The sequence below is a fragment of the Pseudomonas sp. UBA1879 genome (assembly GCF_002338065.1).
Taxonomy (GTDB): domain Bacteria; phylum Pseudomonadota; class Gammaproteobacteria; order Pseudomonadales; family Pseudomonadaceae; genus Aquipseudomonas.
The window spans coordinates 56,159-71,945 of record NZ_DDHJ01000012.1 but is presented as its reverse complement, the minus strand read 5'-3'; the positions used below and the strand labels follow the sequence as shown (position 1 = coordinate 71,945).

Genomic DNA, 15,787 nt, shown 5'->3' with positions numbered 1-15,787 from the left:
GGAGGCCCAGGTGTCAGTAGCCGCCGGAGGTAGGACGGCCGCGATAGCGGTGGAAGAATCGCGGAAGTACGGACAGAGACACCGCCCTCGCGGCCGTCGTGCCTCCGGCTGCTCCTACAAGGTCCGGGGTGTGGCGGGATTTTTCGTACGACTGGCACTCCGTAGCAGTAAGCGCTGCAGCAAGCCTCTGTGGACCGCCGTTTGCTCACAACGGCGAACGGCCAAAGGCGGGAACTGCGAGCCAGCAGGCTTCATTAGCCGAGGATTCACAACAGCCTTGGCATCCCCTTCTCCAATTCCGCAAACCGACCCTTCAACATCGAATACAGCTGCTGCACTGCCGGGGAATACTGTTGCCGATGGGGATAGACGAAATTCACCGGCGCCGGTTCGCCGTGGTAGTCGGGCAGCAGCAGTTCCAGCCGTCCGGCCAGCACATCGTCACGCACGTCGACCCAGGATTTATACGCGATGCCCTCGCCCGCCACGGCCCAACGTCGTACGAGGTCGGCATCGTCGGTCAGCAATGGCCCGGTCACTGTGAACACCCGACCGCCCACCGGCCATTTGTCATAAACACGCCCGTGGATGATGTACAGCAAGCAATCATGGCGCAGCAGGTCTTCCGAGTCTTTGGGCCGCCCTTTGCGCGTCAGGTATTCGGGAGACGCCACCAGCATTCGGCGATTCCAGGGCGCCAGCGGCAGCGCGATGTAATTGGCGTCTTCGATTACTCCGCTGCGAATGGCCACATCCACGGGATCGCGGAACATATCGGCGACCTGGTCGGACACAAACAGCCGCAGGTTCAACGCCGGATGCTCCCGTCGAAACCCGGTCAGCCACTCCAGCATCACGTTGCGCCCTAAATCCGATGGCATCGCCACTTGCAGCGTGCCCCGCAGCTCGGCGTTTTCGCGACGCAGCTTTTCTCGCCCCTCCCTCAACGCATCGAGTACGGTCTGCGCCGTCGGCAGGTACTGCTCGCCTTCGGCGGTGAGGCGCAAACTGCGTGTGGAGCGGGCGAACAGCCGAATGTCCAGCTCGCGTTCCAGTCGCTTGATCGCTGCGGCCACTTGCCCCGGCAGCAGGTCGACTTCTCGCGCGGCGTTGGAAAAACTCCCGAGCGCGGCAGTCCGAATGAAGAGCGCCAGATCATCGATACGGATCATTTTCACTCCAGCTGTGAAAGTGTTGGCGCATTGTGCGGGTTTTTCTTATCGACGGAGAAGAACAAGATGCGTCCAACGCTTGAAACATTCGCCTTCATTCATTTGAGAAATCGCCATGAAAGCCATTGCCTTCACCCAACACGGCCTGCCGATCGAAGACCCGACATCGCTGATCGACATGGATCTGCCCAAACCTACCCCCGGTCCACGTGATCTGCTGGTAGAAGTGCGCGCTCTTTCCGTAAACCCGGTGGACACCAAAATCCGCGCGGGCTCTGCGGCAACCGAGCCGAAGGTCGTAGGCTGGGATGCCGTCGGCGTGGTACGCGAAATTGGCAGCGACGTCACTCTGTTTAAAGCGGGTGACGAAGTGTTCTATGCAGGCTCCATCGCGCGGCCGGGCAATTACAGCGAATTTCATCTGGTGGACGAGCGCATCGTCGGCCATAAACCAAAGTCCATCGACAACGCCCACACCGCCGCGCTGCCACTGACCTCGATCACTGCGTGGGAATTGCTCTTCGATCGCCTCGGCGTGCAGGAAGGCGGCGGTGAAGGCGACAGCCTGCTGATCATCGGCGCAGGCGGTGGCGTGGGTTCGATCCTCGTTCAACTGGCGCGTCAATTGACCAAACTGACGGTGATCGGCACCGCGTCGCGTCCGGAAACTCAGGAGTGGGTCAAAGACCTCGGCGCTCACCACGTCATCGACCACAGTCAGCCGCTGGTGGCGCAACTGGAGAAGATCGGCGTCGGCCAGGTCAGCCATGTGGCCAGCCTGACCCACACCGACAGCTACTTCCCGCAACTGATCGAAGCCCTGCGCCCACAAGGCAAGCTGGCGTTGATCGACGACCCGAAAACCCTCGACGTGGTGCCGATGAAACGCAAGGCGCTGTCGTTGCACTGGGAGTTGATGTTCACCCGCTCGTTGTATGAGACCCCGGACATGATCGCTCAGCACGAACTGCTCAATCGCGTAGCGAAGCTGATCGATCAAGGCGTGTTGAAGACCACGTTGGGCGAACATTTCGGCACCATCAACGCCGAAAATCTGCGCCGTGCCCACGCCGTCATCGAAAGCGGCAAAGCCAAGGGCAAGATCGTCCTCGAAGGTTTCTGATCCCCATTTCACGGCGTTGGCAGACAAATTCGGTGCCTCTTTCGGCACCGATTCCGTGCCGCGCTCGACCCGTTTGTTCAGGAGAAACGCCATGCAACTCACTGCACTCGCCAAATCCCGCTACACCGCCAAGGCCTACGACACCAGCCGCAAAATCCCACAAGAAACACTCGACACGCTGCTTGACCAACTGCGCCACAGCCCTTCGTCCGTCAATTCGCAGCCATGGCATTTCGTCGTGGCCGCGGACGAGCAGGGCAAGGCACGCATCGCCAAAGGTGCGGATGGCGGTTTCGTGTACAACGAGAGCAAGATCCTAAGCGCCTCCCACGTCATCGTGCTGTGCACCCGCACCGAGATGACCGAGGAACACCTGCAAGCGGTGTTGGCGCAGGAAGAGCAAGACGGCCGTTTCCCGACCGCCGAGGCCAAGGCCGGACAGAACGCCAGCCGTCGCGGCTACGTAAACATGCACAAGTACGACCAGAAAGACGTTCAGCACTGGATGGAGAAACAGACTTATCTGGCGTTGGGCACGCTGCTGTTGGGCGCTGCGTCGCTGGAGCTGGACGCCACGCCGATGGAAGGCTTCGACTTCAAAAAGCTGGATGCGGAACTCGGCCTGCGCGAAAAAGGCTTCACCAGTCTGGTCGTGGTTTCGCTGGGCTATCGCAGTGAGGCCGACTTCAACGCCAAACTGCCGAAATCGCGTCTGCCGGCGGAATCGGTGTTCACGTTTTTGTAAGGCATACCCCGTTTCACCTGCCGGCCTGTAGGTGAGAGTGCGCTCGCGATGACCGACTACCAGCCCCTGTGGTGACTGGACCGATGCCATCGCGAGCAAGCTCACTCCTACAGATCGGGCGGCGCACGCTGGCAGCCCCGTGTGAAACGAACATGCACCCCGCCTGGCACCTCTCATTTGCCCCAATGCCCTCGCTCTGCTAGTGTCGCGCCGGTTTAACGTCTACCAGGATAGCCGCCATGGCCCGCAAGAAAGCTGCACTGGATTTCGAACAGTCCCTCACGGATTTGCAAACGCTGGTGGAGCGTCTGGAGAACGGCGAGCTGTCGCTGGAAGATTCGTTGACGGCCTTTGAACAAGGCATCCGCCTGACCCGCGAGTGCCAGAGCGCACTGGCCCAGGCCGAGCAGAAGGTGCAAGTGTTGCTGGAGCGCGATGGCGAGCTGGCAGAGGAACCCTTCGACGCGGAACAGCCAGAATGATCGCCGAGTACCAGGCGCTCAGTCAGGCGCGTGTCAATGCGGCGCTGGAGAGCCTGTTCACCCCTCCCACACCTGAACTCACCCGCCTTTACCAGGCGATGCGCTACAGCGTCACCAACGGCGGCAAGCGCGTGCGCCCGCTGCTGGTCTACGCGGCATGCGAAGCGTTGGGTGGCAACGCCGAACACGCCAATGGCGCCGCCTGCGCCGTTGAGCTGATTCATGCGTATTCGCTGGTTCACGATGACCTGCCCGCCATGGACGACGACGATTTGCGTCGCGGCCTGCCGACCACTCACAAGGCATTCGACGAAGCCTGCGCCATTCTCGCCGGTGACGGCCTGCAAAGCCTGGCTTTCAGCGTGTTGAGCGACAGCACGCTGACGCCGCAACCGGCTGAAGCCCGTCTGAAGATGGTTGCCACCCTCGCCCGCGCCGCAGGCCCTGCCGGCATGGTGGGCGGACAGGCCATCGACTTGGGCTCGGTTGGCCTCAAGCTCGACCAGAAGGCGCTGGAAATCATGCATCGGCATAAAACCGGGGCGTTGATCGAAGCCAGCGTCCGGCTCGGTGCGCTGGCCAGCGGTCATGCCACTCAGGTACAGCTCGACTCGCTGCAAATCTACGCCCGCGCCATTGGCCTCGCGTTTCAGGTGCAGGACGACATTCTCGACGTCGAAAGCGATACCGCGACCCTCGGCAAACGCCAAGGTGCCGATATCGCCCGCGACAAGCCAACCTACCCGGCACTGCTCGGGCTGGAAGAAGCCAAGCATTACGCACTGGAACTGCGCGATCAGGCGCTCGTGGCGCTGCGACCATTCGACGCGGCGGCCGAACCCTTGCGTGCGTTGGCACGATACATCGTCGAAAGACGGAACTGACCTGCAATCGCGGGATCATTCTGTAGGAGCGCTTGCTCCGGGCGGCATTCCGGAGATTGCGACCGTCCTGATGGACAAGACGCTTCGCTGGCAAGCGCGCTCCGACCAAGCCCGAGCCTGACTCACCCAAGTATCACGTTGCTGTCTCGCGTGCGCTGCTTGCGATGCATCAGGTAAACTTCCGCCTCTTTTACTTATAACGATTCGCCTGATGCCCACGACGTTCAAAGACATTCCCCGCGAGCGCCCTTCCACGCCGCTGCTCGACAAGGCAGCGACGCCGGACGGTCTACGCCGCCTAGGTGAAACCGAGCTCGAAGCCCTGGCCGATGAGCTGCGCCTGGAGCTGCTCTACACCGTTGGCCAGACCGGCGGGCATTTCGGCGCTGGCCTTGGCGTCATCGAGCTGACCGTGGCGCTGCATTACGTCTTCGATACCCCCGACGACCGGCTGGTCTGGGACGTAGGCCATCAGGCGTACCCGCACAAGATCCTCACCGGTCGACGCGAGCAGATGTCCACCCTGCGTCAGAAAGGCGGTGTGGCCGCGTTTCCACGCCGCAGCGAGAGCGAGTACGACACCTTTGGCGTCGGCCACTCCAGCACCTCCATCAGCGCAGCCTTGGGCATGGCCGTCGCCAACCGCCTGCAAGGCAACGACCGCAAGGCCATCGCGGTCATCGGTGACGGCGCGCTGACAGCGGGCATGGCGTTCGAAGCGTTGAACCACGCTCCCGAAGTCAACGCCGATATGCTGGTGATTCTCAACGACAACGACATGTCGATCTCGCGCAACGTCGGCGGGCTGTCGAACTATCTGGCGAAGATCCTTTCCAGCCGCACCTACACCAGCATGCGCGAAGGCAGCAAAAAAGTGCTGTCGCGTCTGCCTGGCGCATGGGAAATCGCTCGCCGCACCGAGGAATACGCCAAGGGCATGCTGGTTCCGGGCACCCTGTTCGAAGAGTTGGGCTGGAATTACATCGGCCCCATCGACGGCCACGACCTGCCAACGCTGATCGCTACCCTGCGCAACATGCGTGACCTCAAAGGCCCGCAATTCCTGCACGTGGTCACCAAAAAGGGCAAAGGCTTCGCGCCGGCCGAGGTTGACCCGATCGAGTATCACGCAATCACCAAACTCGATCCGTTGAACGCGCCAGCCGTGCCGAAGAAAGCCAGCGGTCCGAAATATTCAGGTGTGTTCGGGCAGTGGCTGTGCGACATGGCCGACAGTGACGAACGTCTGGTGGGCATCACGCCCGCGATGAAAGAAGGCTCGGACCTGGTGGCGTTCAGCGAGCGTTTCCCAGACCGTTATTTCGACGTCGCCATCGCCGAGCAACACGCCGTGACCCTGTCGGCAGGCATGGCTTGCGAGGGCGCCAAGCCGGTCGTAGCGATTTATTCGACCTTCCTGCAACGTGGCTACGACCAGCTCATCCACGATGTCGCGGTGCAGAACCTCGACGTGCTGTTCGCCATTGACCGCGCGGGTCTGGTGGGCGAAGACGGCCCCACTCACGCCGGCAGCTTCGACTTGTCGTACCTGCGTTGCATCCCCGGCATCCTGGTGATGACGCCAAGTGACGAGAACGAACTGCGCAAAATGCTCAGCACCGGCTACCTGTTCAATGGCCCTGCGGCGGTGCGGTACCCCCGAGGCACCGGCCCGAATGCCGTGATCGACAGCAGCCTCGAACCGCTGGAAATCGGCAAAGGCGTCGTCCGTCGCCAAGGCAGCCAGGTGGCGATGCTGGTGTTCGGCGTGCAACTGGCCGAGGCGCTGATCGTTGCAGACAAGATCAATGCCACCGTGGTCGACATGCGCTTCGTCAAGCCACTGGACGAAGCACTGGTTCGCGAAATGGCCGCCAGCCACGACCTGCTGGTGACCCTCGAAGAAAACGCCATCATGGGCGGCGCGGGCGCGGCGGTCAGTGAGTTTCTGGCGCGAGAGAACATTCTTAAATCCGTGCTGCACCTTGGCCTGCCGGACAGCTACGTCGAACACGCCAAACCGGCGCAGATGCTCGCCGAATGCGGGCTGGACGCGAACGGAATCGAGGCGTCGATCAATCGGCGCCTGAATAACGCTTGAAGAAAAACCCTCTGTAGGAGTGAGCTTGCTCGCGATAGCGTCGTGTCAGATACGCGGATGCCGTCTGATAGAACGCCTCGCGAGCAAGTTCACTCCTACCGTTTTTTGCGGTGGTCAGACGCACCATGACACTCTCTCGCCTCTCCCTCGCCCTCACTTTGCTGCCTTGCACGCAAGCCTTCGCCGAGCTGCCCGACCGCGAAGATGCCCTCAAGCTCCCCGACGTCGTCATCAGCGCCAATCGCCAGGTTGAGCAGCGCGACGCCAGCACGGCCGCGAACACCGTGTTCACCCGCGCTGACATCGAACGCCTGCAACCCACCAGCGTCACCGAACTGCTGAGCCGCGTGCCCGGCGTGCAGGTAGCGCAAAGCGGCGGGCGCGGGAGTCTGCCGGGGATCTACATTCGCGGGACCAAAGCGGCGCAGAGCCTGGTGCTGGTCGATGGTCAACGCATCGCCAACGCCACGTCCGCAGACAGCGCATTGCAGTACTTGAACGTCGAGCAGATCGAGCGGGTAGAAGTGCTGCGGGGTTCGCGGTCGGTTATTTACGGGGCCGACGCCATCGGCGGCGTGATCCAGATCTTCACCCGGCGCGGTGCCGAACAGGGCCTGCAGGCGAGGTTGCACACCGGTCTCGGCAATCGCGGCACGTCGCAGAACAGCCTGGGGTTGTCAGGCGGCGACCAGCGCACACGCTTCAACCTCAGCACCAGCCTCGACGACACACACGGTATCGACCGCACGGGCCCGTCCTTTGCCAGCGACGCCGATCACGACGCCTACCGCAACACCTCCTATGGCCTCAACTTCAGCCACTGGTTGAACGACGACGTCGAAATCGGCTTCAACGCCTTGGATAACAAGGGCAAGACCGAATTCGACAACCCCTTCGGCCTGTTTGACCCTGTCACCTTCAACAGCGTCGGGCAACAGCAGTACAGCGATTTCGAGCTAAGCACGCTGGGCACATACCTGGATGCGCGGATCAACGAACGCTGGAAAACCCGCCTCGAACTGGGCCACAGCGAAAACCGCGAAAAGACCTACGACAAACTCAGCGACGATCATTACGTCTTCAACACCTACCGCGACTCGCTGAACTGGCAAAACGACGTGACGCTGAACGAGCGCAATAGCTTGATGCTGGGCGCCGACGGGTATGAGGACCGGGTCAACAGCAGCACGGCGTTTGACGAAGACAGCCGCTGGAACCGCGCCGTATTCGTTCAGCACCGCTTCAAGGGCAACGGGTTCTCTACCGAACTGGGGCTGCGTCATGACAAGAACCAGCAATTCGGCAGCCAGAACACGTGGAGCGGCACGCTGACGGTGCCTGTCAACGACGCCAATGACGTGTTGATTTCTTACAGCGAAGGCTTCCGAGCGCCGACGTTCAACGACCTGTATTACCCCGGTTTCAGTAACTCGAATCTCAAGCCGGAACACTCGAAAAGCTACGAGATGCAATGGCGCAGTCGATTGAGCGAGACCCGCAAACTGGAGGCCTCTCTGTACCGCACCGACCTGAAAGACGCCATCGCCCTGGACGCCGATTTCACCCCGCAAAACATTGGCTCGGCGCGGATCAACGGGTTCGAGGCGTCGCTGGAGCAACAACTGTTCGGCTGGACCGGCAAACTCGGCGCGTCGATTATCGACCCGCAAGACCGCGACACTGGGCACACCCTGAATCGCCGGGCGCGGCGAACGGTGAGTCTGGACCTTGATCGTCAGTTCGACAGACTCGGCGTCGGCGCCAGCTGGCAGGCCGTGAGCAGCAGCTACAACGACGAGGCCAACACCCAGACGATTGGAGGTTATACGCTGTTCGGCCTGCGCAGCAGCTGGAAAGCCAGCGATGACGTGAAGCTGGAATTCAAGCTGGATAACGCCCTGGACAAGCGCTACCGCCGCACGCTGTACAGCTTCGACGGCAGCAACTACGGCTATCACGAAGAGGGGCGAACGTGGATGGTTGGCGTGACCTGGACGCCGGAGCTTTAACGCCGATCGGACTGCAGAAGCGCGCGCCTACGCTGTTGCGCTCATGGCGCTGGCGACAGGGTTTCGCATAACGTTGCCAACGCCTCGATCATCTGCCCGCTCGGCCGCTCAATGCCTTTGTCTGGCACCACCACGAAGCGAGCTTTCAGCGAGGGCCAGGCTTTCCACATCGCGAGCTGCGACGTCGAGCCGGCCACGACGACTTCAGGCGCTCGCTGCAAGACGGCTTCGAGGCTGACTTGAGGCGCAGGTTGGCTCAGGTCGTCGAACGCGTTCTTCGCTCCGCACACCTTCAACGCATCGCTGATGATCTGCCCGCCGCCCACGGTGTACAACGGCTGATCCCATACCTGATAGAACACGCTGACTGGCATCTCCCGGTGGTAACGCGTTCTTAGCTCAGCCAGTCGCTGGCGAAACGCTGTCGCCACTTGTCTGCCCCGCTCCGCACGGCCCAAACGCTCGCCCATCTGCTCGATCTGATCAGCCAACTGATCCAGCGTGTGAGGCTCGGCGATGAAGGTGGGAATGCTCAAACGCTGCAATTGATCGCGCTGCGCCGCGCTGACACTGCCGGGCCAGAGCAACAGCAGGTCCGGGCGCAGGCTGAGCAAGCGTTCCATTTCCAGCTCTCCATAGCGCCCCACCGAAGGCAGCGCTGTTACAGCGGGAGGCCGTTCGCCGCCATCCTGCACGCCCACCAGCAGATCGGCAGCGCCCAGTTCGATAACGATTTCAGTCAGAGAAGGTGCCAGGCTGATGACCCGTTGAGCAGCGCTGGCTTGGCAGGCCGTCAGCAACACCAGGCAAACGACAACGGCGCGCATCAGCGACATTGCAACCCAGGCATTCCGGCAAGCGTCGCCGGGTGACGCGCCCCGGCGCACGACGGTGTCACGCCGGATCGACCTCGCTCTGATGCTCATTGCCCATCATGTGGCCAAGCTTGCCTGCCTTGGTGGCCAGGTACAGTTTGTTGTGCGGATTGTGTCCGGTGTGCAGCGGCACCCGCTCAGCCACGTTGATACCCATGTCTGTCAGGGCTTTGACTTTGCGCGGGTTGTTGGTCATCAAGCGCAATGATTTCACGCCCAGATGTTCGAGCATCGGCAAACAAATGCCGTAGTCGCGCTGATCAGCAGCGAAGCCCAAACGCTCATTGGCTTCGACCGTATCGGCGCCGCCATCCTGCAATTCATACGCGCGAATCTTGTTCATCAGGCCGATACCGCGGCCTTCCTGACGCAGGTACAGCAAAACGCCACGGCCTTCGGAGGCGATGGCGCGCAAGGCTGCCTCGAGTTGGGAACCGCAGTCGCAACGCTGGCTGAACAGGGCGTCGCCGGTCAGGCATTCGGAATGCACCCGACCCAGCACCGGGGCGCCATCCGAGACATCACCAAGACTCAGGACGACGTGTTCGCGACCTGTTTCTTCTTCAAGAAAGCCGTTCATTTTGAAAGTGGCAAAAGGGGTAGGCAGCTTGGAAGCCGCGACAAATACGACGGGCACCGTGTGCTCCTGATCAGTATGAGGACTGGAAATTAGCAAGGCGGCATTGTAACAGCAGGTTCCTGGAGACGCTTAGGCCGAATTGTCGCCCATTCAGATCAGGAAGTTTGATGATTGCCCCGTCTTTTGACTCGCGGAGCCGTCACCCATCTGGAAGAGACAGGGCCGCTTCCAGCCACCGCGCCCGATGAGCCGTTTGCTATATCACGCCCCATGCCCAGACCAGACCCTGCATCGCCAACCACGCGAACACCCCGGCCAGTACGTCGTCCAGCATGATGCCGACGCCGCCATGAACGTGTTTGTCGATCCAGTGGATGGGCCACGGTTTGAGAATGTCGAAGAACCGGAAGACCAGAAAACCCACCAACAGCCAAACCCAGCCTTCGGGCACCAGCCACAGGGTGATCCACATGCCGACCATTTCGTCCCAGACGATGCCTTCGTGGTCGTGGACGCGCAGATCATCGGCCACCTTGCCGCATAGCCAGAAGCCGAACAGCATGGTGATGCCCAGCATCAGCCAATAGCCCCAATCCGGCAGCATCTGCCATAGGGGAATGAACGGCACGGCCACGATTGAACCCCAGGTGCCTGGTGCTTTCGGCAGCGTGCCAGAGCCGAAGCCGAACGCCAGGAAATGCCAAGGATTGGTCCACACCGACGGTGGAACGTTTTCCGCCGGGACCTGATTAGGATGATCTGTCACCGTGTCTCCCGAAAATGTTGGTAACCCCGAGTCAACGGAGTGACGTCCTGCCCGTGATCGTCGATGAGCGCCACGCCTTGGCCTTCGACCACACGACCAATCACGAAAATGGGCCAACCTGCCTCGACAAGCGTAGCCAGCCATGATGCCGGGAGTGTGAACGCCAGTCTGTAGTCATCGCCCCCGCTGAGGGCGGCATTCAACGCTTCATCCGCGTCGAAAAAGGCCAGCAGCGCGTCAGACATCGGCACCTTGTCCCGCTCTACCAGCAAGCGCACGCCCGACGCCAAGGCGATATGCCCACAATCGGCGAGTAAACCGTCGGAGATGTCCAAGGCCGAGGTCGCCTTACCGCGCAACGCCATGCCCAGCTCGAACTGCGGCTGAGGCGACCAGTAGCGGGCCAGCAAAGCCTGTGTGGTAGACGCCTCGGTACTGCGCTGGTTCAACACCAATGGCAGCGCACCCGCCCCATCGCCCAGCGGCCCGCCGACGCACAACAAATCCCCTGATCGGGCGCCGCCACGCGTCAACGCCTGACCCACGGGCACCGAGCCAAACACGCTGACGGTCAGGCTCAGAGGGCCGCGGGTCGTGTCGCCACCGATCAGGCGCATCGAGCAGCACTGCGCCATTTCGTTCAGCCCACGGGCGAACGCCTCTAGCCAGGCGGCGGAAACCTCAGGTAATGTCAGGGCAAGGGTAAACGCGAGAGGCTTGGCGCCCATGGCGGCCAAATCACTGGCAGAGACGCCGAGGGCACGCTGGCCGAGCAGGAAAGGATCGCAGACGTCAGGGAAATGCACCCCGGCGACCAGCGTGTCGGTGGAAATCGCCAGCTGTTCACCGGGCGCCACCGACAACAGCGCGCAGTCGTCGCCAATCCCCAACGCGACGCCTTCGCCGGGCTGCGCACAGGGCGCAGCGGCAAAGTAATTGCGGATCAGCTCGAACTCGCCCATGGCGTCAGACGCGGAGGTTCTGGAAATCCAGAGGCCTCAGCGCTTGTGAGCCTTCACTTCGACTTCGCGCAGACGCGGAGCCAGTTTGTCGAGTACGCCATTGACGAACTTGTGGCCGTCAGTCGAACCGTAGACTTTCGCCAGCTCGATGCCTTCGTTGATGACCACGCGGTACGGCACGTCGATACGTTCCAGCAGTTCCCAAGTAGAAAGGCGCAGAACAGCCAGTTCAACGGGGTCCAGCTCGTCGATGGTCAGGTCCAGGCACGGCGCCAGCGCGGCATCGATCTGATCCTTCTTCGTCGAAACCCCGTGCAGGATTTCGCGGAAGTAAGCACCGTCGACATCGCTGAAATCGTTGTCGACGCGAAACTGCGCCTCGATCTCGTTCAACGACTGGTTGGCCATGTGCTGCTGGTACAACGCCTGAGTTGCCAGCTGACGGGCGGCACGGCGCTTTTCGCTTTTCGATGGCTTGCCGGCATCCGCAGGGCGCGGATCGCGTGGGTTGAAGCGATCGCTGTCGTCGTTAATCACTTGGCCTCCAACTGCGCCAACAGGCTGACCATCTCGATGGCGGACAGGGCAGCTTCGGCACCTTTGTTCCCGGCCTTGGTGCCGGAACGCTCGATGGCTTGCTCGATGGAGTCGACGGTCAACACGCCAAATGCGACTGGCACGCCGAATTCCATGGAGACTTGAGACAGGCCTTTGGTGCACTCGCCTGCAACGTATTCGAAATGCGGTGTGCCGCCACGAATGACTGCGCCCAGCGCGATGATGGCGGCGAACTCGCTGCGTTGAGCGACCTTCTGCACGACCAGCGGGATTTCGAACGCGCCCGGTGCGCGGATGATGGTGATGTCGCTTTCGCTCACGCCATGGCGAACCAGGGCATCAACGGCACCGCTCACCAGGCTTTCCACGACGAAGCTGTTGAAGCGGCCAACCACCAAGGCATAGCGACCTTGGGGGGCGATGAAGGTACCTTCGATGGTCTTCAGGGTCATTCGGCTGAGTCTCGTGTTTCGTATTAAAGAGCAAGAAAGCGCGCATCAGGCGCGCGCTTTCAGGGATTTTAGGCCACGAATCGGTCACCGCAGGGGCAAAGCCCATCGGTCTTTATTCGGAGGGCACGTATTCTACAACTTCCAGATCGAAACCGGATATCGCGTTGAACTTCATTGGCGAACTCATCAGGCGCATTTTGCGTACGCCCAAGTCGCGAAGGATCTGCGAACCGGCACCCACGGTGCTGTAAGTGGTCGGCGTTTTGGCGGGCGCAGCGCCAGCCGTTTCGCGCACGTGGGCCAGCACGGCGTCGCCATCCAGCGGGTGACCGAGCAGCAGCACCACGCCACTGCCCGCCTCGGCAACCGTGGCCATCGCAGCACGCAAGCTCCAGCGGCCGGGCTGTTTGACCATCAACAGGTCACGCAACGGGTCCATGTTGTGAACGCGAACCAGGGTCGGCTCTTCCGCGCAGACTCTGCCCAAGGTCAGCGCCAGGTGAACGTCGCCCTCCACCGAATCGCGATAGGTCACGAGGTTGAACTGGCCCTGTTCAGTGTCGAGAGGCTGCTCGGCAATCCGCTGAACGGTACGTTCGTGGATCATCCGGTAATGGATCAGATCGGCAATGGTGCCAATCTTGATGTCGTGTTCGGCGGCAAACGCCTCGAGTTCAGCACGACGAGACATGGTGCCATCGTCGTTCATGACTTCGCAGATCACCCCGGTGGGTTCGAAACCGGCCATGCGCGCGAGGTCACACGCGGCTTCGGTGTGACCGGCGCGGGACAAGGTGCCGCCCGCTTGAGCCATCAGCGGGAAAATGTGGCCCGGGCTGACGATGTCATCGGCCTTGGCGTCCTTGGCGGCGGCAGCCTGCACGGTACGCGCGCGGTCGGCGGCGGAAATGCCGGTGGTCACGCCCTCGGCAGCTTCGATGGAAACGGTGAACTTGGTGCCGAAACCCGAGCCGTTGCGCGGTGCCATCAGCGGCAGTTTCAAGGTTTCGCAACGTTCGCGGGTCATGGGCATGCAGATCAGGCCACGGGCGTAGCGCGCCATGAAGTTGATGTGCTCGGCCTTCACGCATTCGGAGGCCATGATCAGATCGCCTTCGTTCTCGCGGTCTTCGTCATCCATGAGGATGACCATCTTGCCTTGGCGAATGTCTTCAACCAGTTCTTCGATGCTATTGAGCGCCACGCGGCACCCTCCTTCATTCAGGATTTGAGGTAGCCGTTGGCGGCCAGAAAGCTTTCAGTGATGTTGCCGCCCTGAGCAGGCGTCGGGTCCGCGGCTTTGTCACCGAGCAGCAAGCGCTCCAGATAACGCGCCAGCAGATCCACCTCCAGGTTGATCTTACGGCCCGGGCGGTAGTCGCCCATGATGGTCTCCGCCAACGTGTGCGGCACGATGGTCAGTTCGAATTCGGCGCCATTGACCGCGTTCACCGTGAGGCTGGTGCCGTCGACAGTGATCGAGCCTTTGTGAGAAATGTACTTGGCCAGTTCGCGAGGGGCGCGCAGGCGAAACTGAATGGCGCGCGCGTTTTCTTCGCGAGACAGCACTTCACCGACGCCGTCGACGTGGCCGCTGACCAGATGGCCGCCCAGGCGAGTGGTCGGCGTCAGGGCTTTTTCCAGGTTCACCCGGCTGCCGGTTTTCAGGTCGATGAACGCTGTGACGTCGAGGGTTTCGCGACTGACGTCCGCCCAGAAACCGTCGCCCGGCAGCTCGACGGCGGTCAGGCATACGCCGTTGACGGCGATGCTGTCACCAAGCTTGACGTCGGAAAGGTCGAGTTTGCCGGTCTCAACATAAACGCGGACATCGCCGCCTTTGGGAGTGATGGCGCGGATGCTGCCGATGGATTCGATGATGCCGGTAAACATGGGTCCTCCAGGAGAACAGAGCCAGCGTTAAGACGATGGCCGGGATTATACGCTCGGGCCGTGAACAGGTATCGCAGTGACTCGCCAGTCATCCCCCACAGCGCGCATGTCGGTGATCTTCAGCGTCAGCGCTTCGCTCATCTGCGCCAGCGGCAGGTCCAGCAAGGGCCGCGCCGAAGAACCCATGAATTTGCCTGCCACGAAGATCTGAAATTCATCGACCAGCCCGAGCCGCGTGAATGCACCCGCCAGCTTCGGCCCGGCTTCGACCAGCACATCGTTGACCCCGCGCCCTGCCAGTTCCACCAACAGTTTGCGCAGATCGACATGGCCGCCGCTGCTCGGCAGTGCGAGCAATTCGTGGCCCTGATCCTGATAACGCCCCCGCGCCGACGCCGCCGCACAGGTCGCGACCAGTGCATTACCGGCTCGAAAGAACGGCGCGTCCAACGGCACGCGCAGACGCCCATCGACCAGCACGCGCAGAGGCGGACGGCCCACCGCCAGCGCCGTCAGTTCGGCACTCAAGCCCAACTCATCTGGACGCACGGTAAGCCGGGCACCGTCTGCGAGTACCGTGTCGGCGCCGGTCAGCACGACGCTGGACTCGGCACGCAGACGCTGCACGGCCGAGCGCGCGTCAGGCCCGGTGATCCACTGACTTTCGCCACTGGCCATCGCCGTGCGGCCGTCCAGGCTCATGGCCAACTTGACCCGCACGTACGGCAGGCCATGTTCCATGCGCTTGAGGAAACCTTTGTTGATCGCTCGCGCCTCGCTTTCCAGCACGCCGCTCTGCACGGCAATACCGGCGCTCATCAAGCGCAATAGACCCCGTCCGGCGACGTCGGGATTGGGGTCTTGCATGGCGGCTACCACACGACCGACACCTGCATTGACCAGGGCATCGGCGCACGGCGGGGTGCGCCCGTGATGACTGCAAGGTTCGAGCGTGACGTAAGCGGTGGCGCCTCTGGCCTTGTCGCCCGCGTGGCGCAGTGCGTGGACTTCGGCGTGGGGTTCACCTGCACGCACATGCCAGCCCTCGCCCACCACCTCGCCATCGCGCACGATCACGCAACCCACGCGAGGGTTGGGGTGCGTCGAGTAGACGCCCTTGCGCGCCAGTTCCAGCGCCCGCGCCATGTAAAAGGCGTCGAGCACGCTCTGCTCTGTGGAGGACAT

16 protein-coding genes are annotated in these 15,787 nt (G+C 61.9%); 6 read left to right on the top strand and 10 right to left on the bottom strand.

The annotated features are described in order from the left end of the window. Positions 1-266: 266 nt before the first annotated feature. Positions 267-1,172, bottom strand: a complete 906-nt coding sequence (locus tag B3N48_RS11955; protein ID WP_296183864.1) for a LysR family transcriptional regulator — start codon at positions 1,170-1,172, stop codon at positions 267-269. 115 nt (positions 1,173-1,287) lie between these two features. On the opposite strand from B3N48_RS11955, the gene B3N48_RS11950 reads away from it, so the two are divergent. The 6 genes from B3N48_RS11950 (at position 1,288) to B3N48_RS11925 (ending at position 8,516) form a co-directional block, all read left to right on the top strand. Next, entirely contained in the window at positions 1,288-2,295 is a 1,008-nt protein-coding gene (locus tag B3N48_RS11950) for a zinc-binding alcohol dehydrogenase family protein (RefSeq protein WP_296183862.1), read from the top strand. Positions 2,296-2,386: 91 nt separating this feature from the next. After that, positions 2,387-3,040 (top strand): oxygen-insensitive NAD(P)H nitroreductase, encoded by a 654-nt coding sequence (gene nfsB, locus B3N48_RS11945; protein WP_296183861.1) that lies wholly within the window; start codon positions 2,387-2,389, stop codon positions 3,038-3,040. 239 nt (positions 3,041-3,279) lie between these two features. Further along, positions 3,280-3,522 carry an exodeoxyribonuclease VII small subunit gene (locus B3N48_RS11940; RefSeq protein WP_062384761.1) on the top strand — a complete coding sequence of 81 codons (243 nt, stop codon included), beginning with the start codon at positions 3,280-3,282 and terminating at the stop codon, positions 3,520-3,522. Next, a complete protein-coding gene (ispA, locus tag B3N48_RS11935) occupies positions 3,519-4,406 on the top strand; it encodes a (2E,6E)-farnesyl diphosphate synthase (protein ID WP_296183860.1) in 888 nt (295 codons plus the stop codon). The genes B3N48_RS11940 and ispA overlap by 4 nt, the downstream gene beginning before the upstream one ends. A gap of 211 nt (positions 4,407-4,617) precedes the next feature. Further along, complete coding sequence (dxs, locus tag B3N48_RS11930; protein WP_296183859.1) at positions 4,618-6,507, top strand: 1-deoxy-D-xylulose-5-phosphate synthase; 1,890 nt, start codon at positions 4,618-4,620, stop codon at positions 6,505-6,507. A 125-nt stretch (positions 6,508-6,632) separates the two neighbouring features. Next, complete coding sequence (locus B3N48_RS11925; protein WP_296183858.1) at positions 6,633-8,516, top strand: TonB-dependent receptor domain-containing protein; 1,884 nt, start codon at positions 6,633-6,635, stop codon at positions 8,514-8,516. A 41-nt stretch (positions 8,517-8,557) separates the two neighbouring features. Here the strand turns inward: B3N48_RS11925 and B3N48_RS11920 are convergent, their stop codons facing one another. The 9 genes from B3N48_RS11920 to ribD all read right to left on the bottom strand — a co-directional run bounded on the left by B3N48_RS11920 (position 8,558) and on the right by ribD (position 15,787). Further along, on the bottom strand, positions 8,558-9,343 hold the full coding sequence (locus B3N48_RS11920) for a cobalamin-binding protein (RefSeq protein ID WP_296183868.1): 786 nt from the start codon (positions 9,341-9,343) through the stop codon (positions 8,558-8,560). A gap of 67 nt (positions 9,344-9,410) precedes the next feature. Continuing rightward, entirely contained in the window at positions 9,411-10,028 is a 618-nt protein-coding gene (gene ribA / locus B3N48_RS11915; RefSeq protein ID WP_296183856.1) for a GTP cyclohydrolase II, read from the bottom strand. Between the two features lie 199 nt (positions 10,029-10,227). Then, the gene (locus B3N48_RS11910; RefSeq protein ID WP_296183855.1) at positions 10,228-10,737 is read right to left on the bottom strand and encodes a phosphatidylglycerophosphatase A family protein; all 510 of its coding nucleotides are present in this window, start codon (positions 10,735-10,737) and stop codon (positions 10,228-10,230) included. Beyond that, complete coding sequence (thiL, locus tag B3N48_RS11905; protein WP_296183854.1) at positions 10,734-11,699, bottom strand: thiamine-phosphate kinase; 966 nt, start codon at positions 11,697-11,699, stop codon at positions 10,734-10,736. Before thiL ends, B3N48_RS11910 begins: the two co-directional genes overlap by 4 nt. 36 nt (positions 11,700-11,735) lie before the next feature. Further along, positions 11,736-12,236 (bottom strand): transcription antitermination factor NusB, encoded by a 501-nt coding sequence (gene nusB / locus B3N48_RS11900; RefSeq protein ID WP_296183853.1) that lies wholly within the window; start codon positions 12,234-12,236, stop codon positions 11,736-11,738. Then, positions 12,233-12,709 carry a 6,7-dimethyl-8-ribityllumazine synthase gene (ribE, locus tag B3N48_RS11895; protein WP_037017809.1) on the bottom strand — a complete coding sequence of 159 codons (477 nt, stop codon included), beginning with the start codon at positions 12,707-12,709 and terminating at the stop codon, positions 12,233-12,235. The genes nusB and ribE overlap by 4 nt, the downstream gene beginning before the upstream one ends. Positions 12,710-12,821: 112 nt before the next feature. Continuing rightward, the gene (ribBA, locus tag B3N48_RS11890) at positions 12,822-13,913 is read right to left on the bottom strand and encodes a bifunctional 3,4-dihydroxy-2-butanone-4-phosphate synthase/GTP cyclohydrolase II (RefSeq protein WP_296183851.1); all 1,092 of its coding nucleotides are present in this window, start codon (positions 13,911-13,913) and stop codon (positions 12,822-12,824) included. 17 nt (positions 13,914-13,930) lie between these two features. Then, on the bottom strand, positions 13,931-14,602 hold the full coding sequence (locus tag B3N48_RS11885; RefSeq protein WP_296183849.1) for a riboflavin synthase: 672 nt from the start codon (positions 14,600-14,602) through the stop codon (positions 13,931-13,933). A gap of 45 nt (positions 14,603-14,647) precedes the next feature. After that, a complete protein-coding gene (gene ribD, locus B3N48_RS11880) occupies positions 14,648-15,787 on the bottom strand; it encodes a bifunctional diaminohydroxyphosphoribosylaminopyrimidine deaminase/5-amino-6-(5-phosphoribosylamino)uracil reductase RibD (protein ID WP_296183847.1) in 1,140 nt (379 codons plus the stop codon).